General features: G+C 58.9%; 24 protein-coding genes. 5 read left to right on the forward strand and 19 right to left on the reverse strand.

The genetic code is table 11. From position 1 onward, the window contains the following. The 5 genes from HMPREF2547_RS05115 to mqo all read right to left on the reverse strand — a co-directional run. On the reverse strand, positions 1-1,026 hold a 1,026-nt coding region (locus HMPREF2547_RS05115; RefSeq protein WP_070605130.1), incomplete at its 3' end, for a cobyrinic acid a,c-diamide synthase CobB. Beyond that, complete coding sequence (cobO, locus tag HMPREF2547_RS05120) at positions 1,020-1,640, reverse strand: cob(I)yrinic acid a,c-diamide adenosyltransferase (protein WP_042389270.1); 621 nt, start codon at positions 1,638-1,640, stop codon at positions 1,020-1,022. The genes cobO and HMPREF2547_RS05115, both read right to left, overlap by 7 nt. Continuing rightward, positions 1,621-2,298, reverse strand: coding sequence for a vWA domain-containing protein (locus tag HMPREF2547_RS05125; RefSeq protein ID WP_224784241.1), 678 nt, complete (start codon positions 2,296-2,298; stop codon positions 1,621-1,623). The genes cobO and HMPREF2547_RS05125 overlap by 20 nt, the downstream gene beginning before the upstream one ends. A 106-nt stretch (positions 2,299-2,404) precedes the next feature. Continuing rightward, positions 2,405-3,562, reverse strand: a complete 1,158-nt coding sequence (locus HMPREF2547_RS05130) for a magnesium chelatase ATPase subunit I (RefSeq protein ID WP_070604983.1) — start codon at positions 3,560-3,562, stop codon at positions 2,405-2,407. Between the two features lie 93 nt (positions 3,563-3,655). Further along, positions 3,656-5,152, reverse strand: a complete 1,497-nt coding sequence (gene mqo, locus HMPREF2547_RS05135; protein ID WP_016422573.1) for a malate dehydrogenase (quinone) — start codon at positions 5,150-5,152, stop codon at positions 3,656-3,658. A gap of 163 nt (positions 5,153-5,315) precedes the next feature. On the opposite strand from mqo, the gene HMPREF2547_RS05140 reads away from it, so the two are divergent. Next, complete coding sequence (locus tag HMPREF2547_RS05140; RefSeq protein ID WP_016422572.1) at positions 5,316-6,356, forward strand: alpha/beta hydrolase; 1,041 nt, start codon at positions 5,316-5,318, stop codon at positions 6,354-6,356. Between the two features lie 67 nt (positions 6,357-6,423). Next, positions 6,424-7,863, forward strand: coding sequence for a mycothione reductase (mtr, locus tag HMPREF2547_RS05145; protein ID WP_070429299.1), 1,440 nt, complete (start codon positions 6,424-6,426; stop codon positions 7,861-7,863). On the opposite strand, the gene HMPREF2547_RS05150 is transcribed toward mtr, so the two are convergent. From HMPREF2547_RS05150 to HMPREF2547_RS05165, 4 genes are all read right to left on the reverse strand, one after another. Continuing rightward, entirely contained in the window at positions 7,860-9,323 is a 1,464-nt protein-coding gene (locus HMPREF2547_RS05150; protein ID WP_069358763.1) for a cobyric acid synthase, read from the reverse strand. The two genes, mtr and HMPREF2547_RS05150, sit on opposite strands and share 4 nt — an antisense overlap. A 3-nt stretch (positions 9,324-9,326) precedes the next feature. Then, a complete protein-coding gene (gene map / locus HMPREF2547_RS05155; protein ID WP_049189666.1) occupies positions 9,327-10,238 on the reverse strand; it encodes a type I methionyl aminopeptidase in 912 nt (303 codons plus the stop codon). A 68-nt stretch (positions 10,239-10,306) separates the two neighbouring features. Continuing rightward, a complete protein-coding gene (locus tag HMPREF2547_RS05160; RefSeq protein ID WP_070439603.1) occupies positions 10,307-12,154 on the reverse strand; it encodes a penicillin-binding transpeptidase domain-containing protein in 1,848 nt (615 codons plus the stop codon). Positions 12,155-12,213: 59 nt separating this feature from the next. Then, positions 12,214-13,446, reverse strand: coding sequence for a M50 family metallopeptidase (locus tag HMPREF2547_RS05165; RefSeq protein WP_070439605.1), 1,233 nt, complete (start codon positions 13,444-13,446; stop codon positions 12,214-12,216). A gap of 215 nt (positions 13,447-13,661) precedes the next feature. Between HMPREF2547_RS05165 and HMPREF2547_RS05170 the strand changes: the two genes are divergently transcribed. Further along, entirely contained in the window at positions 13,662-14,063 is a 402-nt protein-coding gene (locus HMPREF2547_RS05170; protein ID WP_038628682.1) for a DUF2631 domain-containing protein, read from the forward strand. A gap of 116 nt (positions 14,064-14,179) precedes the next feature. On the opposite strand, the gene rlmN is transcribed toward HMPREF2547_RS05170, so the two are convergent. Further along, the gene (gene rlmN / locus HMPREF2547_RS05175; RefSeq protein ID WP_049170933.1) at positions 14,180-15,277 is read right to left on the reverse strand and encodes a dual-specificity RNA methyltransferase RlmN; all 1,098 of its coding nucleotides are present in this window, start codon (positions 15,275-15,277) and stop codon (positions 14,180-14,182) included. 117 nt (positions 15,278-15,394) lie between these two features. Between rlmN and HMPREF2547_RS05180 the strand changes: the two genes are divergently transcribed. Then, positions 15,395-15,823, forward strand: a complete 429-nt coding sequence (locus HMPREF2547_RS05180) for a lipopolysaccharide assembly protein LapA domain-containing protein (protein WP_070439607.1) — start codon at positions 15,395-15,397, stop codon at positions 15,821-15,823. Positions 15,824-15,844: 21 nt separating this feature from the next. On the opposite strand, the gene HMPREF2547_RS05185 is transcribed toward HMPREF2547_RS05180, so the two are convergent. The 5 genes from HMPREF2547_RS05185 to rpsB all read right to left on the reverse strand — a co-directional run bounded on the left by HMPREF2547_RS05185 (position 15,845) and on the right by rpsB (position 20,043). Further along, the gene (locus tag HMPREF2547_RS05185; RefSeq protein ID WP_048735546.1) at positions 15,845-16,750 is read right to left on the reverse strand and encodes a phosphatidate cytidylyltransferase; all 906 of its coding nucleotides are present in this window, start codon (positions 16,748-16,750) and stop codon (positions 15,845-15,847) included. 39 nt (positions 16,751-16,789) lie between these two features. Then, positions 16,790-17,347: a ribosome recycling factor gene (frr, locus tag HMPREF2547_RS05190; RefSeq protein WP_038628675.1), complete on the reverse strand. Its 558-nt coding sequence runs from the start codon at positions 17,345-17,347 to the stop codon at positions 16,790-16,792. 83 nt (positions 17,348-17,430) lie between these two features. After that, complete coding sequence (gene pyrH / locus HMPREF2547_RS05195; RefSeq protein WP_070429358.1) at positions 17,431-18,156, reverse strand: UMP kinase; 726 nt, start codon at positions 18,154-18,156, stop codon at positions 17,431-17,433. A gap of 182 nt (positions 18,157-18,338) precedes the next feature. After that, complete coding sequence (gene tsf, locus HMPREF2547_RS05200) at positions 18,339-19,166, reverse strand: translation elongation factor Ts (protein WP_048735543.1); 828 nt, start codon at positions 19,164-19,166, stop codon at positions 18,339-18,341. A 55-nt stretch (positions 19,167-19,221) separates the two neighbouring features. Further along, the gene (rpsB, locus tag HMPREF2547_RS05205; RefSeq protein ID WP_038628671.1) at positions 19,222-20,043 is read right to left on the reverse strand and encodes a 30S ribosomal protein S2; all 822 of its coding nucleotides are present in this window, start codon (positions 20,041-20,043) and stop codon (positions 19,222-19,224) included. A gap of 376 nt (positions 20,044-20,419) precedes the next feature. On the opposite strand from rpsB, the gene HMPREF2547_RS05210 reads away from it, so the two are divergent. Further along, positions 20,420-20,941 carry a murein hydrolase activator EnvC family protein gene (locus HMPREF2547_RS05210; protein WP_070429359.1) on the forward strand — a complete coding sequence of 174 codons (522 nt, stop codon included), beginning with the start codon at positions 20,420-20,422 and terminating at the stop codon, positions 20,939-20,941. A 14-nt stretch (positions 20,942-20,955) separates the two neighbouring features. Here the strand turns inward: HMPREF2547_RS05210 and HMPREF2547_RS05215 are convergent, their stop codons facing one another. From HMPREF2547_RS05215 to HMPREF2547_RS05230, 4 genes are all read right to left on the reverse strand, one after another. Next, positions 20,956-21,810: a tyrosine recombinase XerC gene (locus HMPREF2547_RS05215; protein WP_049170927.1), complete on the reverse strand. Its 855-nt coding sequence runs from the start codon at positions 21,808-21,810 to the stop codon at positions 20,956-20,958. 291 nt (positions 21,811-22,101) lie between these two features. Then, on the reverse strand, positions 22,102-23,238 hold the full coding sequence (dprA, locus tag HMPREF2547_RS05220) for a DNA-processing protein DprA (protein WP_070604987.1): 1,137 nt from the start codon (positions 23,236-23,238) through the stop codon (positions 22,102-22,104). Positions 23,239-23,267: 29 nt separating this feature from the next. Next, complete coding sequence (locus HMPREF2547_RS05225) at positions 23,268-24,800, reverse strand: YifB family Mg chelatase-like AAA ATPase (protein ID WP_049194022.1); 1,533 nt, start codon at positions 24,798-24,800, stop codon at positions 23,268-23,270. After that, on the reverse strand, positions 24,801-25,223 hold the full coding sequence (locus tag HMPREF2547_RS05230; protein ID WP_049194021.1) for a YraN family protein: 423 nt from the start codon (positions 25,221-25,223) through the stop codon (positions 24,801-24,803). Positions 25,224-25,267 lie beyond the last annotated feature (44 nt).

The following is a 25,267-nucleotide window of genomic DNA, read 5'->3' on the forward strand; positions in this document are numbered from 1 at the left end:
AAGCAGCCAGAGCAGCCCCGCGCATTCGTCGTGAATCAGCGCACCATCATCGGCAGCCTGACGTAGATCGCGGCGAATGTCATCACGAATAGATAGCGCGTCGGCATGCTCTTCCGGGAATCCACCGGGCACGATGTAGCCTTCGGCTTCCGGCAGTTCGTCAACCAATGGGTCAAAATCCACGACCTCGGCTCCAGCGGCCTGCAATAGCTCACGGTGCTCTGCATAGGTAAACGAGAACGCAGGACCCGCCGCGACCGCCACGCGCACGCGGCGATTAAGAGCCAGCGGTGCAACGAACTGTGCAGGGGCCCATGGTTCAGCTGGATAGGGCTGCCGGGCAAGCTGGATAATCCGGTCGATGTCGATGTAGGTTTCCACCAAGTTGGCCATCGATTCAATGACCGCTTCTAGCTGCTCACCCTGCTCGACTGCAGTGACCAGCCCCAAATGCCTGCTGGGCACCTCAATATCAGTCACTCGCGGAATAGCGCCGAGCACCTCGACCCCCATGGCCTCCACAGAACGGGTAATGATGTCCGCATGCCGCGGGCTGCCCACCTGATTAATAATCACGCCACTGACACGGACGTCAGTGCGAAGCGTGGAGAAACCGTGGACAACAGCCGCCGCCGACTGCGACATATGCCGGGCATCAATCACCAACACCACCGGAAGGCCCAACAGTGAGGCAATCTCAGCCGTCGAGCCCTCCACCGATAGCGGGTCGTCACCAATGCGGCCGTCGAAAAGCCCCATAACCCCTTCGACCACCGCAATATCGCTGTCGGCAGCTCCATGTGCGTAGAGCGGCCCAATCATCTCAGGCGCGCACATAAAGGAATCCAGATTGCGCCCGGGACGACCAGCGGCTACCCCGTGATAGCCAGGATCAATATAATCGGGTCCGACTTTGAAAGGTGCCACCGCGTGACGACGCGACAGTGCACGCATCAGCCCCGTGGAGATTGTCGTCTTTCCCGTGCCTGAAGCTGTCGCCGCGATGACAATTCCAGGCGCTACCACTCGATGCCCTTTTGTCCCTTACGTCCGACATCCATCGGGTGCTTAATCTTGGTCATCTCCGTCACCAGATCCGCGACCTCCACGAGCTTCGGATCCGCATCGCGGCCAGTCATCACCACATGCTGGCGGCCGGGACGGTTCCTCAATGTCTCCACCACATCGTCGACATCAATCCAACCCCACTTGATTGGGTAGGTGAACTCGTCGAGGACGTAGAAGTCGTGCACCTCATTTTCCAGGCGCCGTTTAATCTCCTGCCATCCCTCGGCAGCAGCTGCCGCATGGTCCTCCTCAGTGCCCTGCTTACGCGACCAAGACCAACCTTCGCCCATCTTGTGCCATTCGACCGGGCCGCCTTCCCCCGTGTCGTCGTGAAGCTCGCCCAACCGGCGCATGACAGCTTCCTCGCCAACCTTCCACTTTGCCGACTTTACAAACTGGAAGACACCGATATTCATCCCCTGATTCCACGCGCGCATCGCCATACCGAATGCCGCGGTGGACTTGCCCTTACCTGGGCCCGTATGCACCGCAGTAATCGGAATCATGCGACGCTGCCTGGTGGTCAGTCCATCGTTGGGAATTGATTTGGGGTCAAGCTTTCCTTGTGCCATGGTCTCGATGATAGGCATGGACCACGCCCGCCACGGCTTCGGCATTGAGTTCGGAGAGATTTATGCAGGTCGCACCCAATTCCACGCTGAGTTCCTGTGCCAGCCCCAGCCGCACGCGAGAGCGCTCACAGTCGATAACCACCGTCGCCGCCAACGCTTGACGACGGATCTTTGCGGCCACAGCCCTCGCCTGCTGCAGGCCATTTTTACCCGTTGCTCGGCCGTCGGAGAGCAAGACCATGATTGCGCGCCGTGTGGGCTCCCTATGGGCTTCCCGAACTACCACTTCGTGTGCCTTCAGCAATCCTTCGGCCAATGGAGTTCGGCCACCAGTGCGGACATCTGCGAGGCGACGTACTGCGGTGTCGATAGACTTCGTCGGCGGTAAAACTAATTCGGCGTTATTTCCGCGGAAAGTAACGACAGCGACTTTATCGCGGCTTTGGTAGGCATCACGCAGCAGCGATGTGACCGCGCCGGTGACGGCTGCCAGACGGTCGCGTGCTGCCATGGAACCCGAGGTGTCCACGACAAAGACGACCAGATTGGACTCAGTTCCCTGTCGAATAGCGCCGTGAACGTCCTCCGGTTCCAGGGGAATCATGGAGTCGCCCATGCGGGCGCCACGATTGGCCGCCGCCAGCACTGTCGCCGGCACGTGGAGACCATGGCCTCCCCGCTCGGCACCAATGGTGCTGCCCCGCGGGCCAATGGCCTTGGAACGCCGACCGGAATCCCCTTGGCCGACACCGTCAACGCTGATTTTACGAACGGCGAAAGGGGGCGCCTTCAGCGGCGCGACCTCCCTTCGATCCCGAGGAATTCGACTGTTGTGGCTCCTGAGGTTCGGAGTTGGAGTCGAACTGGGAGGGCTTCTCAGGTTTGACTTCGGGCTGGTCTGAGGTCTCCGAATCCGACTCTGGCTGATTCTGGTCATCTCGGAACTGCTCCTCTGCATCCTGCAGAGCATCGTCGAGCTGTTCCTGGTCCAGTCCTGGTTCATCAAAGGGGTCACGGCGACGACGGTGCGGCAGTGCCATTTCCGCAGCTACCTTAATGTCTTCAGCAGTGATCTCAATTGGATTGCCGGGTGCCGGCTGCGCCGACTCGTCCCCGGCTACTCGCCAGGCAGCGTGAGCGCGGGCGGTACGTGCAATGACGATGTCGGCACGCATCCCGTCCACATCAAAAGCAGCGCACACTGTGGCAATTTGACCAAGAATGTTGGGGGTCAATTCGACGTCGTCAAGCAGTGCGCGCGCGCGATCGATGCGGGCGTGCAGTGCCTCGTCGTCGGCGGCGAACCGCGTGACAAAGCTCTCCGGGTCGGCGTCAAAGTCGAGGCGGCGGGCGACGATTTCCGCGCGGACAGCCGGATCCTTGGATGCGGTGACGTCGATGGCGAGACCAAAGCGGTCGAGAAGCTGGGGACGCAATTCGCCCTCTTCCGGGTTCATCGTGCCGACCAACACGAACCTGGAGGTTGCGGAGTGCGAGATGCCATCGCGTTCAACAACCACGCGACCGGTGGCTGCGGCATCGAGAACGGAGTCAACGAGATGATCCGGCAGCAGGTTGATCTCGTCGACATAGAGAATGCCACCGTCAGCCGCGCTGAGTAGTCCCGGGTTGAACTGTGCGTGTCCGGTAGTCAGGACGGTCTCCACATCGATGGAGCCTACGACTCGATCTTCCGTAGCGCCGAGTGGCAGGTTTACCAACGATCCGCTGAGAAATGGCGCCAACGCGCGGACCGTAGTGGTCTTCGCTGTGCCCTTCTCACCGCGGATGACGACACCACCAATCTCCGGGGATAGCGCGGTCAGAATCAACGCAAGCTGTAGTCGCTGCTGCCCGACGATCGCAGTAAAAGGAAAAGTGGGCTCTGTTTGTGCAGTGGTCGCTGACGTGATTTTTTCCATAAGCACAGTTCTACCCCACTGCGAACGGATGGCTCACAGCGGGGTAGAACAATGTTGGCTTAATTGAACTCTTTGAAGCTCTTCAGCGAGTTACTAGCGCTCCAACTTCAGGGCCTTCTGGGAAGCCTCCCAGACCTCCTTGAACAGAGCCGGGTCATCAGCCAGGTGCGTACCGTAGGACGGGACGAGCTCCTTCAGCTTCGGAGCCCACTTGCCCATGTGGCGACCGAAGCAGCGCTCAATCAGGCTGATCATCACGGCCGGAGCGATGGAAGCGCCCGGGGATGCACCCATCAGGCCGGCAATGGTGCCGTCCCACGAGTTGATGACCGCGGTACCGAACTCGAGGGTACCGAAGACCGGAGCCTTCATCGGCTTAATGACCTGGACGCGCTGACCAGCGACGATCAGCTCCCAGTCCTCTGGGCGAGCGTTCGGGACGTACTCACGCAGGGACTCAATACGTGCGTCGAAGTCCTTCAGAACCTCAGTAATCAGGTACTTGGTCAGCCCCATCTCCTGGACACCAACACCCATCATGGACGGCAGGTTGGCCGGACGCAGGGACTTAATCAGGTCCAGGTTGTTACCGTTCTTGAGGAACTTCATGTTCCAACCGGCGTACGGGCCAAAGAGCAGGCCGCGCTTGCCGTCGATAACACGGGTGTCCAGGTGCGGAACGGACATCGGCGGCGTGCCGACGGAAGCCTTACCGTAGACCTTGGCGTCATGCTTAGCAATGACTTCCTCGTTGGTGCAGCGCAGCCACTGACCGGAGACCGGGAAGCCACCGAAACCGCGAATCTCGTTAATACGAGCCTTCTGCAGCAGCGGCAGTGCGTCACCGCCGGCACCGACGAATACGAAGTTGGCAACCAGGGTGCGAACGTCCTTGGTGTGCAGGTTCTTCACGGTGACGATCCACTTGGAACCGTCGCGCTTCAGACCGGTGACCTCGTGTCCGTAGCGAATCTCAGTACCCATATCGGACAGTGCGGCCAGGTACTGCTTGGTCAGTGCACCGAAGTTAACGTCCGTACCATTCGGGTTACGAATAGCGGAGACCGGCTTGGAGAAGTCACGACCCTCGGACATCAGCGGAAGGTACTCAGCGAAACGGTCCGGATCCTCAATGAGCTCCTGACCGTGGAACAGTGGCTCCTTCTCAAGTGCCTCATAGCGACGACGCATGAACGCCATCTGCTCCGGACCCTGAGCGAAGGTGGTGTGATCAACTGGGTTGATGAATTCCTTCGGGTCAGTCAGGGTGCCGTTTTCAATCAGCGAGGTCCACAGCTGGCGGGAAACCTGGAACTGCTCATTAATGAGCTTAGCCTTGGTGACATCGACCTTGCCGTTCTTCTCCGGCGTGTAGTTCAGCTCACACAGAGCAGAGTGGCCGGTGCCAGCGTTGTTCCACGGGGAGGAAGACTCCTTGGCGGGCTGATCGAGACGCTCGAACAGAACCTGTGACCAGGATGGCTCGAGCTCCTTGAGCAGCACACCCAGCGTCGCACTCATTACACCTGCACCAATGAGGACGACGTCTACCTCGTCGCCACTGGAAGCAGGAAGCTTGTTATCAGCCATTTTGCTGTCAACATCCTTACTAACTTGATTAGTGATTCAAACTAGCGCTCGCTCACATGCGCGCACACAACTAAAGACGCAAAAGAGAGCTACCGTCTCAGTCCATAATCTATTGTGGCACACATTCCCACTACCCCCGGTAATCGGCGCTAGGCTTGACCCTGTGACTACCGATATTCCCGATTTCGTTACCCCCACCTTTAACCCCGATAACCTAGGCGAAGACTACAGCCAACATGTCATCGAACTCGGCCAGGACCCCGACGGTGAGGGATCCGTACACGCGGTATTGGTCCGCTACTGCCCCGACTCGTCGGCAAGCGACTTCCAAAAACGTCCGGCGGTTCTATGGATTCACGGGATGTCGGACTATTTCTTCCAGAAGCACGTAGCGGAACGGTACCACGCCGAAGGCTACGCCTTTTACGCTATTGACCTGCGTAAGTGCGGGCGCGCGCACCAACCTGGGCAGACTTGGCATGGCTGCAGCGATCTGACGAATTACTTCGAGGATCTCAACAGGGCACTCGCAGTGTTAGACCACGCCGGTCATACAACTGTCACTGTTAATGCGCACTCCACTGGTGGTCTCATTGCCGTGCTCTGGCTCGATTGGTTACGAAGCACAGGCGGCCATTGCCCGCAAGCACCCAATATTTCCGTCACGGCTGCCGTCTTGAACTCACCGTGGCTGGCTCTGCACGTTTCCCGGGCAAAGGCTCCCGTGTACTCGCTGGTGACTCGTGTTATGTCGCGGATTCGCCCCAACAGTCTTATTCCAGTGCAGTCTGCGGGCGGCTATGGAAAATCCATTAGCGCCGACCACCAGGGGCGTTGGGAGTACAACCGCACTTTCAAGCCGCTGGCTGGCCATGACAAGAACTGGCGTTGGCTCAATGCCATCATCGTCGGCCAGCAACGTGTCAGCCGCGGTATCGATACCGGCGTGCCGACGCTCGTCCTCCACTCGGACAACTACCTTCTCGGCTCCGACTACACACCGGAGCACAGCCGCGTTGACTCTGTCCTCAACACTGAGCAAATTGCCGATGCCACTGCCCACTTGGGACCGCAGGCTCGCAACGTCGCGATTCCGGGTGCTCTCCATGACGTCTACCTTTCCGCACCCGAAGCACTTGACCGCGCTTTTAATGAGACCTTTCAGTTCCTTGCCACAGTCAATCCAGGAGACAGCTCAAAATAGGAGCACAGAATAGGAACTCGGAATAAATCAGCATTCAGTACGGTTGAACCAAACTAGTTTGACCAGAATGCTAGGAGTGCTTGTGACCACTGAGAATTCGCCTGAGACTACCCCACGCCACTACGACGTCATCATTATCGGAACCGGGTCCGGCAATTCCATTCCAGCCCCAGCCTACGACAATGTCCGTATCGCTCTGGTGGAGGAAGGACGCTTCGGCGGTACTTGCCTCAACGTTGGGTGTATTCCCACCAAGATGTTCGTTCTGGCCGCTGATGCCGCCCGCAACATCCGCGAGGCCAGCCGCCTGGGTGTGCACGGCACCTTCGACTCCGTTGATCTCAAGCAAATCCAGGATCGCGTTTTTGCCCAGCGCGTCGACCAGATTGCCGACGGCGGCGAGGCATACCGCCGCGGGGACGAGACTCCCAATATCGATGTCTACGACCGGCACGCAACGTTCGTCGGCCGCCGCACTATTCGCACTGGCATCGGCGAGGAAACCGTCGACATCACAGCCGACAACATCATCATCGCTGCAGGCTCCCGCCCTCACGTTCCGGGCCTCATCGCAGACTCCGGGGTCGATTACTACACCAACGAGAACATCATGCGCGTCGACAAGCTCCCGCGCGAAATGATCGTCGTCGGCGGCGGCTACATCGCTAGCGAGTTCGCGCACGTCTTCGCCTCCTTCGGTACGAAGGTGCACATGCTGGTGCGCTCCGATGTCATGCTGCGTGGCTCAGACGCCGCTATCTCCGAGCGCTTCCACGAGGTTGCCGCCCGCGACATTGACATCCGCATGAACACCTCCATCACTGAACTCTCCCAGGAGGGCGAGATCGTCACGGCCACGCTTGACGACGGCACGGAGATCGCAGCCGATGCCCTGCTCGTGGCAACCGGACGCATTCCCAACGGTGACCGTATGGACCTTGCAGCCGGTGGTGTGGAGATGCACGACGATGGTCGCATCAAGGTTGACCAGAACGGCCGCACCTCTGCCGAAGGTGTGTGGGCGCTGGGCGATGTCTCTAGCCCGTACCAGCTGAAGCATATTGCCAACCATGAGGCCAAGGTTGTCTTCCACAACGTGCTGAACCCGTCGGACCTGCGCGAATTTGACCACCGCTACATTCCGTCGGCAGTCTTCTCACATCCGCAGATTGGTCAGGTCGGTATGACCGAGGATGAAGCTCGCGCCTGGGCTGCGGAAAATGGCACGGAGATTACCGTGAAGGTACAGAACTACGGCGATGTCGCCTACGGCTGGGCGCTGGAGGATCGCGACGGCTTCGCTAAACTGATTGCGGACCGCTCCACCGGCCGCCTGCTGGGTGCGCATTTCATCGGCGAGCAGGCTGCCACCCTAGTGCAGCAGTGCATCCAGATGATGAGCTTCGAAATGGATGTGCGCGAAGTTGTCAAGGGCCAGCACTGGATCCACCCAGCACTGCCAGAGCTGATTGAAAACGCAATCCTGGGCCTGGAGTTCGATAACTAGCCCAGCTGTTCAATACCTGTGGCCTGGGCCAATGCGGGCCCAGCCAGGTACTTCTCGACTGCATTGGCCAACAGGTCGACCTGCAGCAGCCGTTCTCCGGCAAACGAAGTATTAGGACTGACCTCAAAGCCGTCCCGACCGACGGCAACTGCAACTTCCATCAGCAACTCACGGCGCGCCTGATCATTTTCCAGGTAGCCGTGGCGGTGCGTGCCCATCACCATGCCACGCCGCGCCCCTTCTTCAGGCTCAGTGATAAAAGGCGCCTCGCTGCTTCGCACAACCTGTCCATTGTGGACTTCGTAAGAGCCATCCGGGTGGCTCACCAGCGTCTTCGTCCCCGCGAATTCAATGTCGGTATCGAACACGCCAAGCCCGTTCACTGTCCCGGCTACCGACTCCACCGAGTCAGTGATGGTGGTGCAGAGCATTTGGAACCCACCGCAGATGCCAATCAGCGGCAGCCCTCGGGCGGCTCGGTTCTCCAGTACGTCGTCAAGCCCACGCTCGCGCAACCACTTGAGATCGGCGACCGTCGACTTCGTCCCGGGCAACACGACCAGGTCGGCGCGAGCAACGACCGACGGATCGACCGTCCACTGCACGTGTACCCCTGGTTCACAGGCAAGCGCTTCGATATCGGTGGCGTTGGACACGCGCGGCAAGCGAATGGCGGCCACGGACAACGTTTCCGTACCCAGCGGTGCGTTCGCCGGCCCTACCGACGCACCAGCGACTGTGCCGAGCGAATCCTCCGCATCGATCCACAGCCCCGGAATAAAAGACACTACGCCGAGTACGGGCACGCCGGTGTGCTCGCGCACCACGTCCAATCCCGGTGTCAACAGCGAAACATCGCCCCGGAACTTGTTGACGATAAAACCGGTAATCCGCGCGCGGTCTTCGGGGCTCAAAATTGCATGCGTGCCGACGAAATGTGCAAGCACCCCACCGCGGTCGATGTCGCCGGCGACCACAACCGGCAAATCAGCGAGCTCTGCCAAGCCCATGTTGGCGATGTCTGACTCTCGCAGATTGACCTCGGCAGGACTACCAGCGCCTTCGCACAGGACGACATCGAACTGCCCCCGCAGCTCTTCCAATGTCTCCGCGACTACCCCGCGCAACGCTTTTCGACGCGACCGGTACGTCAGAGCGCTCACATGCCCATCGGCTTTGCCCTTCACCACCACCTGACTAGTGTGGTCCGAGCCCGGCTTGAGAAGCACCGGGTTAAAGGAGACATCCGGCTCCAGCCCACAGGCGAGCGCCTGCAGAGCCTGCGCGCGCCCAATCTCGCCGCCGTCAAGCGTGACAGCGCAGTTGTTGGACATGTTCTGTGCTTTGAAGGGTGCGACCTTCACGCCGCGGCGCGCGAGCAGCCGACACATGCCGGCGACCAGAACCGACTTACCGGCATCTGAGGTGCAGCCGGCAATCAGAGCTGCAGGGGCCTGCACGGGTTAGGCCTCGGGCTTCCAACCAGTTTGGAACTGACCTGGCACGTTCTGCTCATCCGGCAGAGTGAGGATTTCATAGCCGTCGGAGGTCACCAGCACCGTGTGCTCGAACTGGGCGGTGAACTTGAAGTCATCATTCTGCACAGTCCAGCCATTATCCCAGATGTGGTACGGCAGCTCACCAAGGTTAATCATCGGCTCAACAGTCAAGGTCATGCCCGGCTCGAAAATGGTGTCCTGGCTCGGCTCATCGTAGTGGAGAACGATTAAACCATTGTGGAACGTGGTACCGACACCGTGACCGGTGAAGTCCCGAACGGTGTTGTATCCAAAACGCTTAGCGTAAGACTCGATTACGCGGCCGATGACATTAATCTCACGGCCCGGCTTGATGACCTTAATGCCGCGCATGGTGGCGTTGTAAGTGCGCTCCACTAGCTGGAGGTGCTCCTCCGAGACATTGCCCGCGAGGAAAGTCGCGTTGGTGTCACCGTGGACGCCGTTCTTGTATCCGGTGACGTCGACATTGACGATATCGCCGTCTTCAATAACCTGAGTGTCCGGAATACCGTGGCAGACAATCTCATTGAGAGACACACAGCACGACTTCTCGAAACCGCGGTACCCCAGCGTGGACGGGTAGGTGTCGTGATCCAACAGGTACTCGTGCACCACCCGGTCAATCTCATCCGTGGTCACGCCCGGAGTTACGGCCTTGCCGGCCTCCACCAACGCGTTGGCAGCAATGCGAGAGACCTCTCGCATATTTTCAATATCTTCCGGAGTCTGTACCAGCGGCTCGCCGACGCCTTCCTGAACCTCGTCCTTCCAGGCGTACTCCGGCCGTTCAATATGTGCCGGAACAGTGCGAATTGGCGTGGACTTTTGCTGAGTAAGTGGAGAACGCTGAGTCATGGAACATACTCTACCCCTACCCCCGGATTAGCCTTTCGGCCTGTGCCGGTTTCGAAGCCAGAAATGCTCTAGCCCTCGTCTCCTGAACCTTCATCCATATTGGCGAAGAAGGCATCGGTAATCGCCACGGCATGCTCCGAACCACCACCGCCAACGATAAGCGTGGCAAAGGCCAAATCATCGCGGTAGCCAGTAAACCAAGCGTGGGAGCCGCCAGCGTACTCGGCCTCACCGGTCTTTGCATAAACTTCACCTCGACCGGCAATGGCCGAACCAGTACCAGAGGTCACCACCGCCCGCATGAGTGTGCGAACCTCATTCAAAACCTCAGGCGGCAGTGGCTTTGATACCTGCGACTGCCAGGTTCCCGCGCTTGGCACGAGTGACGGTGTCGGAGTGCGTCCGGCCGCCACCGTCGCGGAAACCAGCGCCATGCCAAACGGGCTGGTCAAGTCATTGCCCTGCCCATAGCCCGCATCGATACGCTCGACTTCATCACTGCCATCAGACACGCTGCCGGTAATAGTGTCGAGGCCCGCGATGTGATAGTTGATGCCGATGCCGAAGTTCTTGGACTCCTCCTTGAACTGCCCTGGCTCCAACTTGTGAGAGATGTTGCCAAACGTGGTGTTACAAGACCGCGCGAACGCATCGCTCAGCGAGGTATTCCCGACACCACTTCCGTTGTAGTTGGTGACAATACGCGGCCCGATCTCCATCGAACCTGGGCACGGCACAGTCGATCCCGCATTTAGCCCCTCGTGCTGCACACCTGCGGCGGCAGTAACAATCTTGTACGTCGATCCCGGCGGGAACTGTCCCATCAGCGCAAGGTCGCCGTCCTTATCTGCTTCCGCTGTCTGTGCTACCGCCAGAATCTTGCCCGTAGACGGCTGCACAGCCACCAGCATTGCCTTAGCATCTTGCCGCGTATCGACGGCCTTTTGCGCTGCGTCCTGCACCTTTTTACTAATTGATGCCTGCACCGCCGGCGCTACATCCGGAGACACCTCATAGAGGGTGCCGACGACGGCTCCGCCCTCGTTGGCCGCCACGATATTCCAGCCATCGGCACCGTGATCACCGGTGTCCACTAGTCTTTCCACGCGGCTCATCAAATCGGGCGCGAACCCCGGGTCGGGTCGCACCATAGCGGCTTCATCGTTAACCGAAATTCCATCAATGTCAGCGAGATCATCTTTGACACGCTGTGGCGTGGATGCCGGCAACACGATCAGCGAAAAATTACCCCTTCCGCCGCTCGCCTGCTCCCCCACAGCGCGTGCGTCAAGCTTCGGACCGTCTTCCGGCATTTCATTATTGATGACCGTCGCCGCCCGGTTAATCGACGACTGCACATTCTCCGCCCCATCACGATGGAGAATTACCCGGTGCACAGTCCCTGGCTCGAGCAAGGCCGCACCGTCCGAGCCAACCACAGACGGACGTGGAGCTGCGATAGTGCGCAATTCTGGGTGTTGGTTACGCCCCAGCTGTGGATGCAGGGATGCTGGCGACCAGCGCAATGCCCAATCCCGTTGCCCAGTCTCAGTCTTGGTCAGTGTGAAAGTGGTGTCATATCCCCAGCGTCGCTGATGCGGCAGCTGCCAATTCATGGTGACTTCGGCCGAGGACTGATTCGAGCTGGTATCGATACCCTCGATTTCATAGTCAAGCCCCTCCGGCTGAAGGCCGTCGGTGGCCGCATTCAGATCCCCCTCAGCGGAATCCGGATGATCGGTCAGCGCCGCCGCCTTAGCGACATCCCCTCCCGCCAGCGCCCCAAGGAATTCCTCAAGCACCTCGCGCCCGGTGTCAGGCCGCGGCGTACACGCGGCGGATGACAACACCAGACCCGTGATTGCCACAGCCGAGATACTGCGAAGCAGGGGCTTGCGGCGCGAAGTTTGTTCCATGTGGGCTGACGTTAGCACCGCTTTGCTTTACGACGACGCTGGCGCGCCGCAACCTGCTATCAGCGGTTCAGCACAATTGGATTGACCACGTCAGCAGCCATAACCAGAACGCCGAAGACCAGCAAAACTGCGGTAAAGGCCATAGTAATTGGCATGAGTTTGGTGTAATCGGCAGGCCCAAGCGCAGGCTTACCGAATGCCTTGCGAATCAGGTCGCGGATGCGCTCATAAATAACAACGGCGATGTGGCCACCGTCGAGTGGCGGCAACGGCACGAGGTTGAACACGGCCAGGAAATAATTGAGGTTAGCCAGCAACAGAAAGAATGACGGCCACTGGTTCATCTCCACCAATTCACCACCGGCACGCGACGCGCCGACGACACTCATTGGGCTGGCCGGGTCACGCTGAGCACCAAAGATAGAGGCGACCACGCCGGGAACCTTCTCCGGAATGGAGAGCAGCCCGTTCCAAACCGCCCCGAAAAGGCTGCCTGTGAAGCTGGCCGCACCGCCGATGGCAGTCACTGCGTTGTACTCGTGAAGGATGGTCTCTGGTCGCTGGAAGGCGATACCAATTGCTGGCTGGTCGATGTCCTGCCCGTCGTTAGTCTTGCGCTTGACGACTTCCGGGGTGACCGTGACCGTCTCGGAGGTGCCATTGCGGTCGATGGTCATTTTGATGTCGCCACCTGCAGAGCTGCCAATAAGCGACACAGCCTCGGGGTAGGACGTGATCTTGGTGCCATTGATCTTCTCAATCACATCTCCGGCACGTAGCCCTGCGCGCTCTGCAGGACCGGAACCAGTGCAGGGCTCCAGCGTGCCGTCGGCACGCTGTGCCGGCGAGACGCACTGCACCGCCTGAATGCGTGGCGCCATTTCCTTACCCATGTTGGGCAAACCCCACGTCACGGCAATGAAGTAAAGAATGATGAATCCAACGATGAGGTTCATTGCCACCCCACCGAGCATCACGATAATGCGCTGCCACCACGGCTTCTTGTACATGGCGTAGGGTTCTTCGGCAGGATCGATTGGATCCATAGCGGTCATACCTGCGATGTCGCAGAATCCGCCAAACGGAACTGCCTTTACTCCATACTCGGTGTCATGCCCTCCTGCCGCAGCGTGATGCCGCTTGAAGGAAAACAGCGTTGGGCCGAAACCAATGAAGTACCGACGCACTTGCATTCCACACAGTCGAGCTGCGGTGAGATGGCCCCATTCGTGAAGGGCGATTGTCACCGCGATGCCGATTGCGAAGAGTAAAACTCCAAGAAGAAATGTCACGAGTGCTCACCCTACCCCCACTTTGGGCAAACGAGCACACCGGCGGAGAGTTTCCGGCCGGGCGAAGTCCCAATTTCAGCAAGTTCTAAGGTATCCTTACACCCGATACTCAAGATTGTCTGAAAATGCGCTCAGTCGCTTTCAGCAAAATCGCAGATAGACTGAAGTGCATATAGAGTGCAATTCGCCGAAAGTGTTTACAGGAGGACTTTCAAGTGAGCAACCACGAGCCAAAGGAAGAGATTTACCGCGGCGTCAGCACCCTCGACGAGCCGTCGGCGAAGTGGGGCTGGCACGGCATTAGCAAGAGCGCTATGCAGAAGGCCGGCTGGATTTCCGTGATTTTCCTGCTGGGTATGACCATTGGTAACCACAAGGGCAACGTCGAGAACTGGTGGCTGGTCGCCATCGCCGCCCTGATTGCTATTGGCCTGCTGCTGCAGTTGTTCGCCCCGCAGGGTTCTCAGGTCCGCACCGTTACCGGTCACAACAAGCCGGAAGGCCACATTGAGCCGGAGTGGGCACGTGACCAGGTTAACGGCACTGGTGTCTACGCTAACCTGACCGACTCTCAGCTGCGCTCCTGGAACCGCCTGCCGGAAGGACAGAACCAGTAGAGTTAGCCACTTTTGCAGAAAGTCTGGCCTAACAGCTCTATAGCGACAGCTCTATAGCGCTACAGCGCACAAAAAGATCCGCACCGAATTCGGTGCGGATTTTTGCTATTCAGCGACTAAACTTCTTCAGCCGCCAGCTGACCACACGCTGCCGCAATCTCGTTGCCACGGGTATCGCGGACCGTGCACGGTACCCCCTGGGCCTGTACGCGGCGGACGAACTCCTCCTGCTGCTTCTTCGGGGAGGCGTCCCACATCGAACCCGGAGTTGGGTTGAGCGGGATTAGGTTGACGTGGACACGTGAGCCCAGAGCATTGTGGAGCTTCTTACCCAACAGGTCTGCACGCCAATCCTGGTCGTTAATATCGCGAATCAAAGCGTACTCAATAGATACGCGACGGCCTGTCTTGTCTGCGTAGTAGCGAGCTGCATCGAGTACCTCGGCCACTGTAAAGCGATTGTTGATCGGTACCAGCTCGTCGCGAAGCTCGTCATCCGGAGTATGCAGAGACACCGCGAGAGTTACTGACAGGTACTCGTCGGCAAGCCGTCGGATATTCGGCGCGAAACCAACCGTAGAGACGGTGACATTGCGCATCGAGATGCCAAATCCCTCCGGCGAGGGCCGCGTGATGCGATGGACGGCGGCGAGAACACGATTGTAGTTCGCGAGCGGCTCGCCCATGCCCATGAATACGATGTTGGTCAGACGACCGCCCTCAGCTGCCATAGTGGCAGCGGCCTCACGCACCTGGTCGACAATCTCCGCGGTGGAGAGATTACGCTGCAGACCGCCTTGCCCCGTCGCGCAGAATGGGCATGCCATACCGCAACCGGCCTGTGAGGAAATACAGAGGGTCGCACGCCCCGGGTACTTCATCAGCACGGATTCCAGCAGCGTACCGTCACCTGCACGCCACAGAGTCTTACGAGTCTCGCCGTCATCACAGGTGATGTGGCGAACGGGAGTCAACAGAGGTGGGAAGAGACTGTCCTTGACCTTTTGACGATCTGCTTCTGGCAGGTCAGTCATCGTCATAGGGTCAGCCTCAAGCCGACCGTAATAGTGCCGGGCAATCTGATCGGCACGGAAGGCCGGCAGGCCCAGTTCCTTGACCGCAGCCTTCCGTTCCTCAACATCGAGGTCCGCAAAATGGGTCGCGGGCATGCCGCGACGTGGAGCTTTAAGAACGATTGGAAGTGAAGATGCCATGATGACACCCATTTTCGCATGTAATGACGGTTTTGGCCTAATGAGTGACTCGGCAGCCGCAACTAAGTGAACCTTTATAAGTGGTACATACCTGCCAAAACGTGTTGAATGATAGGTATGACTAACGCTAATCAGCCGAATAACGACAGTCCGCTTTTCGACGACGTTCCGTCGTACTCCCCAAATGATTCCGTGGCTCCTGCACCTGAGCAGGACAACCTTCCAGAGCCAGTCGTTGACGCGCCGACAGAGAAGGACTCCGCACCGGAGCCAGCGCCCGCCCCTGGCCAGCGTAAGGTGAAAAAGACCACTGCGGGCTCTATGTGGATTGGCCTGGTCATCAGTGCAGTTTTGCTGATCGTACTGCTGGTGTTCATTCTGCAGAATCAGCAGGAGACCGCACTAAACCTGTTCGGCTGGACCTGGAACTTCCCAGTCGGCGTCGGAATGCTGTTCGCTGCCATCCTCGGCGCCCTCATCACCGCACTCATCGGTGGCTGGCGAATGTTTGATCTGCGCCGCCAGATTCGTAAGGGCGGCAACTAAAGGCCGATTGAACCAGCCGAATTAAACTAGGCTGAATAGCTGCAATATCAGCCACGTCATCGCGGCTGATGGCAGCATGCCATCCAGGCGGTCCATCAGACCGCCGTGGCCCGGCAAAATCGAGGACATATCTTTAATCCCCAGATCTCGTTTGAACTGGGACTCCATCAGGTCACCAAGCGTAGCCGAGATAACCAGGGCGATGCCCAGCACGATGCCCTGCCACCACGGCGCGTGCAACATAAAGATCGCACAGAGCGCTCCAGTAATGGTGGCGAGTACAAGAGAGCCGCCGAACCCTTCCCAGGATTTTTTAGGGCTTACCTTTGGGGCCATCGGATGCTTTCCGAACATTACACCAGCGGCATAGCCTCCGACGTCATTTGAAATAACCCCAATCATGAAGGTCACAATGACCAGACGCGGATCAACTCCCCAGGGATTGTCCATGCGTACCAGCTGCACTGCTAGCGCGGCAAAGAACGGAATCCACATCATCACGAAAACACCGACTGCGACATCCCGCAGCCAGTTCCGTGGTGCTTCGGCCATCCCGTGTAAGAACAGACGAACGACCAGCAAGAGCATCAGAGTCGCGGCCAGGCCCATGACCAAACCGTCAATCCCCCAGTAGGCAGACAACCACACCATCAGCTGTCCGCCGAGAATCAATACCGGGCGAGGGACCTGCCAATCGGACTCACGGAGCCGCTCGCAGACCTCCCAGGTTGCGAGACCAACCGCCGCGGCGACCAGAACGGTCCAGGCGAGCGCCCCCAGTAGCAAGCCGATGATGACGACTGCACCAAGTGCTACGCCCACCGTGATTGCAACCGGCAGGTTCCGACCTGCTGAGTTGCGTGGCTTAATGAGCCGTAGTTCGTCTAGAACACGTTCCTTATTGGACGCTGGCTTCGACGTTGGCATTGGCGCCTCAAATCCCCTCTCCCGGTTGAATATGAAGGCCTAAACCTCCATCAATTCCGCTTCCTTGCGTTCAACCAAGGAGTCCACCTGCTCGACGTAGTTCTTGGTGACCTGGTCCAGCTCCTTTTCGCCTGCCTGCACCTCGTCCTCGCCAGCATCGCCGTCCTTCTGAATCTTCTTCAGAGTTTCCATGCCCTTACGACGGACATTGCGAATCGCGATCTTGGCGTCTTCGCCCTTCGAACGTGCGACCTTAACCATCTCACGACGACGCTCCTCGGTCAGCTGCGGGATAGTTACGCGCAGGACCTGGCCATCATTAGTCGGGTTCACACCCAGGTCGGAGTTGCGAATCGCGTTTTCGATGTCGCCCATGACGCTCAGCTCATACGGCTTAATCAGCAGCATGCGCGGCTCTGGAACCGAAATGGTAGCCATCTGGGTAATCGGAGTCGGAACACCGTAGTACTCCGCAATAACGCCGTTGAACATTGCCGGGTTCGCACGGCCAGTGCGAATGTGGGTCAGCTCCTCGCGGCAGTGTTCTACGGAGCTACCGTACTTTTCTTCACAGTCAAGCAGGACTTCATCAATCATTGTGTTTTTAACCTCGGGTTTCTACGCGGGTTCTAGATAGTTCTAGAGCGCTCTGTGGAAAGAACGTATTACGAACAAATTTATCAGCTGTGGACGAGAGTACCGATTTGCTCACCGGCTACCGCGCGCGCAATGTTTCCGTCGGTAAGCAGATTAAACACGAGAATCGGCATGTTGTTGTCCATGCACAGGGAGAAAGCGGTGGCATCCGCAACGCGCAGGTCGCGTTCCAGAACCTCACGGTGGGTGATGTCGTCGAACAGCTCTGCGTCCGGCACCTCACGTGGGTCGGCCGTGTAGACACCGTCAACGGCCTTGGCCATCAGCAGTACCTCGCAGCCGATCTCCAGGGCGCGCTGGGCGGCGGTGGTGTCGGTGGAGAAGTACGGCATACCCATACCTGCACCAAAGATGACCACGCGGCCCTTCTCCAGGTGGCGCTTAGCACGCAACGGCAGGTACGGCTCCGAGACCTGTGCCATGTTGATTGCAGTTTGAACGCGGCAGTCCACGCCCTCCTGCTCGAGGAAGTCCTGCAGAGCCAGGCAGTTCATGACCGTGCCCAGCATGCCCATGTAGTCAGAGCGTGCGCGGTCCATGCCGCGCTGCTGAAGCTGTGCGCCACGGAAGAAGTTACCTCCGCCAATGACGACACAGACCTCGACGCCCTTTCGGGAAACTTCCGCAATCTGTCGGGCAACGTTTTGCACCACGTCCGGGTCAACGCCAACCTTGCCGCCACCGAACATCTCACCACCGAGCTTGAGCATCACACGTTTGAAGCCATTGCGCTCGACAGATTCTGCCATGACCATGCACCTTTCTCACACCGTTTAAAAAGTCGCAGACGAGTCTACCCGGTCACGACAGCAAGGCACACTTGACGCTCCGCATTGTCTGCAACATGGCAGCAAAATGCCCCACCCGAAGCAATCGGATGGGGCATTCACACTAGCTAGCAGCTAGAGGTTAGAGCACAAATTACAGCGAATTAGTGCTGACCAACCTCGAAGCGGACGAAACCGGTCAGGGTAACGCCAGCCTCTTCCATGAGCTGCTTAACGGTCTTCTTGCTGTCAGCGACGGACGGCTGCTCCAGCAGAACAACGTCCTTGTAGAAGCCGTTCAGACGGCCCTCGACGATCTTGGCGATAGCCTGCTCCGGCTTGCCCTCTTCGCGAGTAATCTTCTCGTAGACAGCGCGCTCTGCCTCGACGCGGTCAGCCGGGACATCCTCGCGGGACAGGTACTGAGCCTTCAGAGCGGCAACCTGCATAGCTGCTGCGTGAGCAGTCTCTGCAGCGCCCTCTCCCTCACCGGTGTAAGCAACCAGAACACCGACAGCTGCCGGCAGGTCTGCTGCACGGCGGTGCAGGTAGACAGCGATGTTGTCGCCCTCGAGAGTAGCAGCGCGACGCAGCTCCAGCTTCTCACCGATCTTTGCGGAGAGCTCCTGGGTAGCCTCAGCTGCGGTCTGACCGTCGAGGTCAGCTGCTGCGAGCTCTTCCGGGGAGTTTGCCTTGACTGCTGCGGCAGCGTCGGCGACCTTGTTGGCGAAGTCGATGAACTCCTGGTTCTTGGCAACGAAGTCGGTCTCGGAGTTGACCTCGACCATGGTGTTACCAGAAACAGCAATCAGGCCCTCGGCAGCGGTGCGCTCTGCACGCTTGCCGACGTCCTTTGCGCCCTTAATGCGCAGGATCTCGACAGCCTTGTCGAAATCGCCGTCGGTCTCGACGAGTGCGTCCTTACAAGCCTTCATGCCGGAGCCGGTCAGCTCACGGAGCTTCTTGACGTCAGCAGCAGTGAAATTCGCCATGCTGGGCGTTCCTCCTTGTGGTGGTTAGAACTTGTGGTGGTTAGAAAGTTCAGCTTTACTCAGCGGATGCCGTCTCAGTTGCAGCGGAGCCCTCGGCGTCCATCTCTGCAGCCTGGTCGGTGTTCTCAGCGGCGGACTCGATCGGAGCGTCGCCTGCTGCTTCGCGAGCAGCGTTGGCCTCGCGCTCAGCGCGAGCCTTGCGGCCCTCTTCAACAGCGGTGGAGATGATGCGGGTCAGCACGGAAGCAGCGCGGATTGCGTCGTCGTTGCCCGGGATCGGGAAATCAACGTCATCCGGGTCGCAGTTGGTGTCCAGGATGGCAACAACCGGAATGCCCAGCTTCTTAGCCTCGGAGACAGCGATGTGCTCCTTGTTGGTGTCAACAATCCACAGTGCGGACGGAACCTTGGACATGTCGCGAATACCGCCCAGGGTGCGCTCCAGCTTGGTGCGCTCACGGGTCAGCATCAGGATTTCCTTCTTGCCGCGACCCTCGTAGCCGTTCTCAGCAGCGTCCATTGCCTGAAGCTCCTTCAGGCGAGCCAGGCGCTTGGAAACGGTGGCGAAGTTGGTCAGCATACCGCCGAGCCAGCGGTGGTTGACGTACGGCATGTCAACGCGCTCTGCCTCGTTCTGAACGGCTTCCTGAGCCTGCTTCTTGGTACCGACGAACAGGATGTTGCCACCGTGAGCGACAGTCTCCTTGACGAACTCGAAAGCCTCGTCGATGTAGGTCAGGGTCTGCTGCAGGTCGATGATGTAGATGCCATTGCGCTCGGTGAAGATGAAACGCTTCATCTTCGGGTTCCAACGACGGGTCTGGTGACCGAAGTGGACACCTGCATCGAGCAGTTCTCGCATGGATACAACAGCCATGTCATATTCAGGGAAGATCCTCACGTCCAGCCTGACTAGGGCTGCGGCTGCTTCCCTTCCTTTCTTATCCGATATAGGTGGTTACAGTTCACGCACAGGCTTTCCCTGTGCCCTAGCGCTCCCCCGCTGCCTCACACCCGACAGATATCCTGCCGAGCACCCGTGAACCAGCCGGAATGGGTCGCGCGCGTAGTCTTTGTGCTAATGACCGCCCATTAAGGCAGACACCGCGAGCGTAATCTTATCTGATACATCGCGCAGGTCGCAATATCTGACACGCCCTGCTATCCACAGGACAAAAAGTCATCCACAGCTAGAACCGTTTGCAATGCACTGCCGCTTGTCGACGGGTGTAGCGTCCGCCACACTATCGCGCATGACAACCAAGCAGAGTTTCAGGCGCTCGCTAATGCGCACATTAGCGCTATTCGTGCTCGCTGTCGCGCTAACAACACCCCCAAGCCCACCTGCAGCTACCGGCGAGCCAATATCCGCTATTACGCATACTTTCCCTGTGCACGGCAAAGTTCTACGCTTCTACACCCCACCGGAAAAACGCTGGCAGCCTGGACATCGCGGAGTAGACCTGAACGCCTCCCCGGGCCAGCCAATCCGCGCCTCAGCTCCCGGTGTGGTGCATTTCGCCGGTTCGATCGCCGGAATGACTTCCGTGTCAATCATGCACGCCGATGGCATCCGCACAACCTATCAGCCCATAGATACCGCGTTAGAAAAGGGAGACCACGTGGCCGCTGGCCAGGTGATTGGTCATCTTGTGGTCAACGCCAAACATCCCGAACCGGGCCTGCATTGGGGCGCACTGCGCGGCAAAGACTATCTCAACCCACTGGATTTGATACAGCGGAGACCAATCGTGCTCAAGCCTGTACGCAATTAAACAACCCTGCGCAATTAAGCGCGCGGATGTGCCCGCTTATGTACTTCACGGAGACGATCCGCTGAGACGTGGGTATAAATCTGCGTGGTCGCCAGACTCGAATGACCGAGCATCTCCTGCACCACACGCAAGTCAGCGCCACCTTCCACCATGGCCGTGGCCGCAGAATGTCGGAGAGCATGCGGTGAAACATCAGCCCATTTATGAATAACTCGGCGCGCCTGACGAGGATTCAATCTACCTCCACGCACACCGAGAAAAAGCGCATGTTCGGCCTGTGCGGAAGCATGAAAGCTTCCACGCACCTGGAGCCAGCCTTTGAGTGCCGCCTCCGCTGGTGCACCGAAGGGCACGATGCGCTGCTTGTTCCCCTTACCCACTACCGAGATGATGTGGCGGGAAAAGTCCACATCTGAGACGTCGGCCTTGCACAGCTCTTCTACACGCATCCCGGTGGCATACAACAGTTCCACAATGGCCAAGTCGCGAGCCGCAACTGCGCTGTCCTCGGATGAGACTTTCTCGATTGCCTCCTCAACCCTCTCCGGCGAGAGCACTTCCGGAAGATGCTGATGTTTCTTCGGCGTTGACAGCCGCAGCGACGGATCAGCATCGAGAATTTGCCGAGCTACGAGCCAACTACAGAACTGGCGAATGGACGTCGTTAAGCGAGCCAGCGATGACCGCGCAGCACCCTCCGCATGCTTCGCGCCGAGGTGCGCACGGATGACAGGGGTGGAGAGTTCACTGATGTGGTCCAGGCCGGCGAGGAGGGGGATGAGATCGGCTCGATAGGCACGGACGGTTGCGTCAGAGAGTCTGCGGGAATAAGTCAGCTCATCGAGAAAATCCATGAGCACGGCCTCAATATTGGCGGATAACCCGAGATCCAGCTCAGTCCTGTCGTCGTTATTGGTTGCGCGCTTCACGGTTCTGACCTTAGTAGATGCACACCGCGAGACCTCACCAGACAGCGGAAAAAGGCAGTGACTCCGACTTTCGCCAGAGCCACTGCCCTATTGCCTCACCCATGTCACAAGCCCGTTTCCGTAACAGTTACTTAGGCTTGCCTTGCCTATATTACTGAGCGTACAGAGAATTGCAATACCTAATTCAAGATTTTTTCGAGATTCTCTGCAGAAGGCTTTATTAGCGCCTCACTAACGCTTCTGTTCCTGGCGCAACCACCCCCCCTCCACCCGACTGGTCAGCCCCTGTCCCTGCAGCTCCAGCAACAAATGTGTCGTAAGCGCCACGGCCAATCCCGCCTGCGATGCGACTTCTCCCACCGGCGTTGGCTCCGCAGAATTCAGAGAGTCGTAGACAGCGAGCTCGTTTCGAGAAAGCTTCTGCACCGCCGACTTTTCCCACAACAATTCAAGCTGAGCATCCTCGTTCACTGTGCCAACTGACCGATACAGCGACCGCACATTATCGGCACTACACACCAGGACAGCCTCGCCACTGCGGATTAGGTCATGACAGCCAGAGGTAGTTTGCAGCGTCACCGGTCCCGGCACTGCTCCCAAGGGCTTGTTTAGCCTCACTGCCCAGTGCGCTGTGTTGCGCGCCCCTGAACGCCAGCCCGCCTCGACGATTGTGGTTGCTCGCGATAGGGCCGCTACCAGACGATTCCTAGTCAAAAACCGATGCCGCGCAGGTCGCACCCCCAGTGGATACTCCGTAATCAGCGCACCCCGCTCTGCAATCCCGTCGAAGAGTTCTGCATGCGCCCGCGGATAGTCAACCCCTACACCACCGGCTCCGACCACAACCGTAGTGCCGCCAGCGTCGAGCGCAGCTCGATGCGCCGCGGCATCAATACCCAACGCACCACCACTGATGACACTAACCCCCGCATTCGCGAACTGCCCCGCGAATTGGGCCGCCACCTGTGTCCCGTAGCTGCTGGCCATCCGCGTTCCGACAATCGCCACCGCTTCACTGACCACGTCCCGCAAGTCACGGCCACGCACCCACAGCGCAAGTGGTGGTGCATCGGCGCGGTCACGGACTTCGAGCGTCGTAAAGCAGGACAGCAGCTCCCCCGGCCACTCTGGGTGCCCCGGATAAATAAGACGCCACCCCATCGCTGCCGCCAGCTCCAAATCGTGGCCGCTCTGGTCAACGTCGGCCCGTGCCTGCGTCGTATTGAGCAGACCTTCCGGCAGCCCGGCGCGAGCCTTGATCCTCTCTGCTACCTCTACCGGCCCAAACTCCGTCACGAGCCGCACAATCTGCGGATGCGTCGCCTCTATCACACGATTCAGGTAAGCCCACGCGTGAATTTCGTCCATTTCTCCCCCTTGATAGTGGTTCGGTTGTATTAGCCGCCCTCGCGGTCATGCAGCTGGCAGGCACGTTGCACGTGCTCGAAGGTAAACGCGTCTACTCCCCCGAGGTCTGCGAGCGTCCACGCCACTGCGATTACTTTGTCCACTCCCCGCTGGGTAATCTCTCCGTTCCTCAACTGGAAGTCCAATAACGCCATCGCTTCTTCGTCTAAGCCCGCGTGACGACGGAGAAGCGAGCGTGGCACACTCGCGTTGGTGACGGCTGCTTCGTCGGCAAGCCCCAGGGCCTGCCACCTATGTCGGGCACGGTCACGTGCGGCCTGTACCCGATCGCGAACGGCCGCGGAGGGCTCATTGTGTGCTTTGTTTTTAATTCCCAGCTTGGCCCCGGCAGGACTGAGCGTGACGTTGAGATCCATGCGATCGCGTAGCGGGCCCGATAATGCGCGACCATGCTTGGCTCGCTCGGTACTAGAACAGGTGCATTCGCTGGCATACGCCGCCCCACACCGACAGGGATTGGTCGCCATGACTAGTTGTGTTCTCGCCGGAAAGGTCACTCGATGGTGCGTACGCAGGTGGACGACCACCCCGTTTTCCATCGGCATCCGCAACGCATCCAATACCGCCGGGCGCATGAGGGTGATTTCGTCCAAGAACAGCACCCCATGGTGGGCAAGGCTAATCGCGCCGGGCTTGGGCACAGCACCGCCGCCGACTAACGCTGCCACAGTCGCGCTGTGATGTGGAGCCACAAACGGCGGATGTTGAATAAGAGTGTCCGCAGTATCGAGCGCTCCGGCCACCGAATGCAGCGCGGTGACCTCCAGCTGCTGCCACTTCTGCAATGGCGGCAGAATTGTGGGCAAGCGCTCAGCGAGCATGGACTTCCCAGTTCCCGGAGAACCCTGCATGAACAGATTGTGCCCACCTGCTGCGGCTACCTCGAGGGCGAAGCGGGCCTCAGGTTGGCCATCGACATCGGCCAGGTCTACCGAGAAGGCTTGTTCGCTGGGGTCGTCGTTAAGCGCGGTCGTCAAACCTGAGCCGGTGAGTACCCAGCCCCATAGCTGTGTGAGGTCGGCTGCGGTGCAGACTGCGATGCCGTCGACGAGCGCGGCCTCGGCGGCGTTGGCGGCGGGGACGACAACCCAACGGGCACCTGCCTCGCGGGCGGCAAGGACCTGCGGCAGCACTCCACGCACCGGGCGAATGGAACCGTCGAGCCCAAGTTCGCCAATGAGAACCGTGTGGCGGAGACGACCTCGGGCCTCCATGTCATCGCTGGTTGCGATAAGGATGGCGCAGACGATGGCGAGGTCAAAGCTAGTGCCGTGCTTGCGGATATGCGCCGGCGACAGACTCACCACGACTTTTGTCTTCGGCCAGGGCAACTGCGAGTTAGCAACCGCCGTGCGCACGCGATGTTTGGCTTCTCCGACGGCGGCATCGCCGAGCCCACCGATATACATTCCCGGCAAGCCACGCCCAACATCGGCTTCCACCTGCACAATAGTTCCTTCAATGCCGCTGAGGCTGACTGCAAGAGCTGTACCGACAGTCATCTAGCAGTCCCACATGATTGCGTCGCTGATTGCGGGAATGTACGTAACTGCAACGACTGGAGGACCGGACGAAGGGCTGGACACTGTGACTTCTGCGCAGTCGATAACTACGGACTCTAACCAGTAGGTAGAACTCTCTGACAGCCACTGTCCCGCCGCCTTGCGCAAATGACGAAGCTTGGCTGCTGTGATGGACTCTCTGCCGTCCCCAAACTGACTACTTCGCGAGCTGCGCCGCGTTTTTACCTCCACAAAATGCAGCCTGCCGTCAACATCTTCAGCAATAAGATCGAGCTCATAGCGCCCCACCCGCTCATTCCGAGCAATAACTTCCCACCCCTGATCCTCCAACATCTCAGCAACGAAATCCTCCCCAAACGCGCCGAGCTGTCTTGTGGTTAGTTCTTCAAAGCTCTGTGTCATAGCCCCGGTCCCCCTGGTTCCCCGTTGAATTGTGCCTTGGCGGT

The sequence above is a fragment of the Corynebacterium sp. HMSC055G02 genome (assembly GCF_001809065.1).
In the GTDB taxonomy this organism is placed as follows: domain Bacteria; phylum Actinomycetota; class Actinomycetes; order Mycobacteriales; family Mycobacteriaceae; genus Corynebacterium; species Corynebacterium jeikeium_D.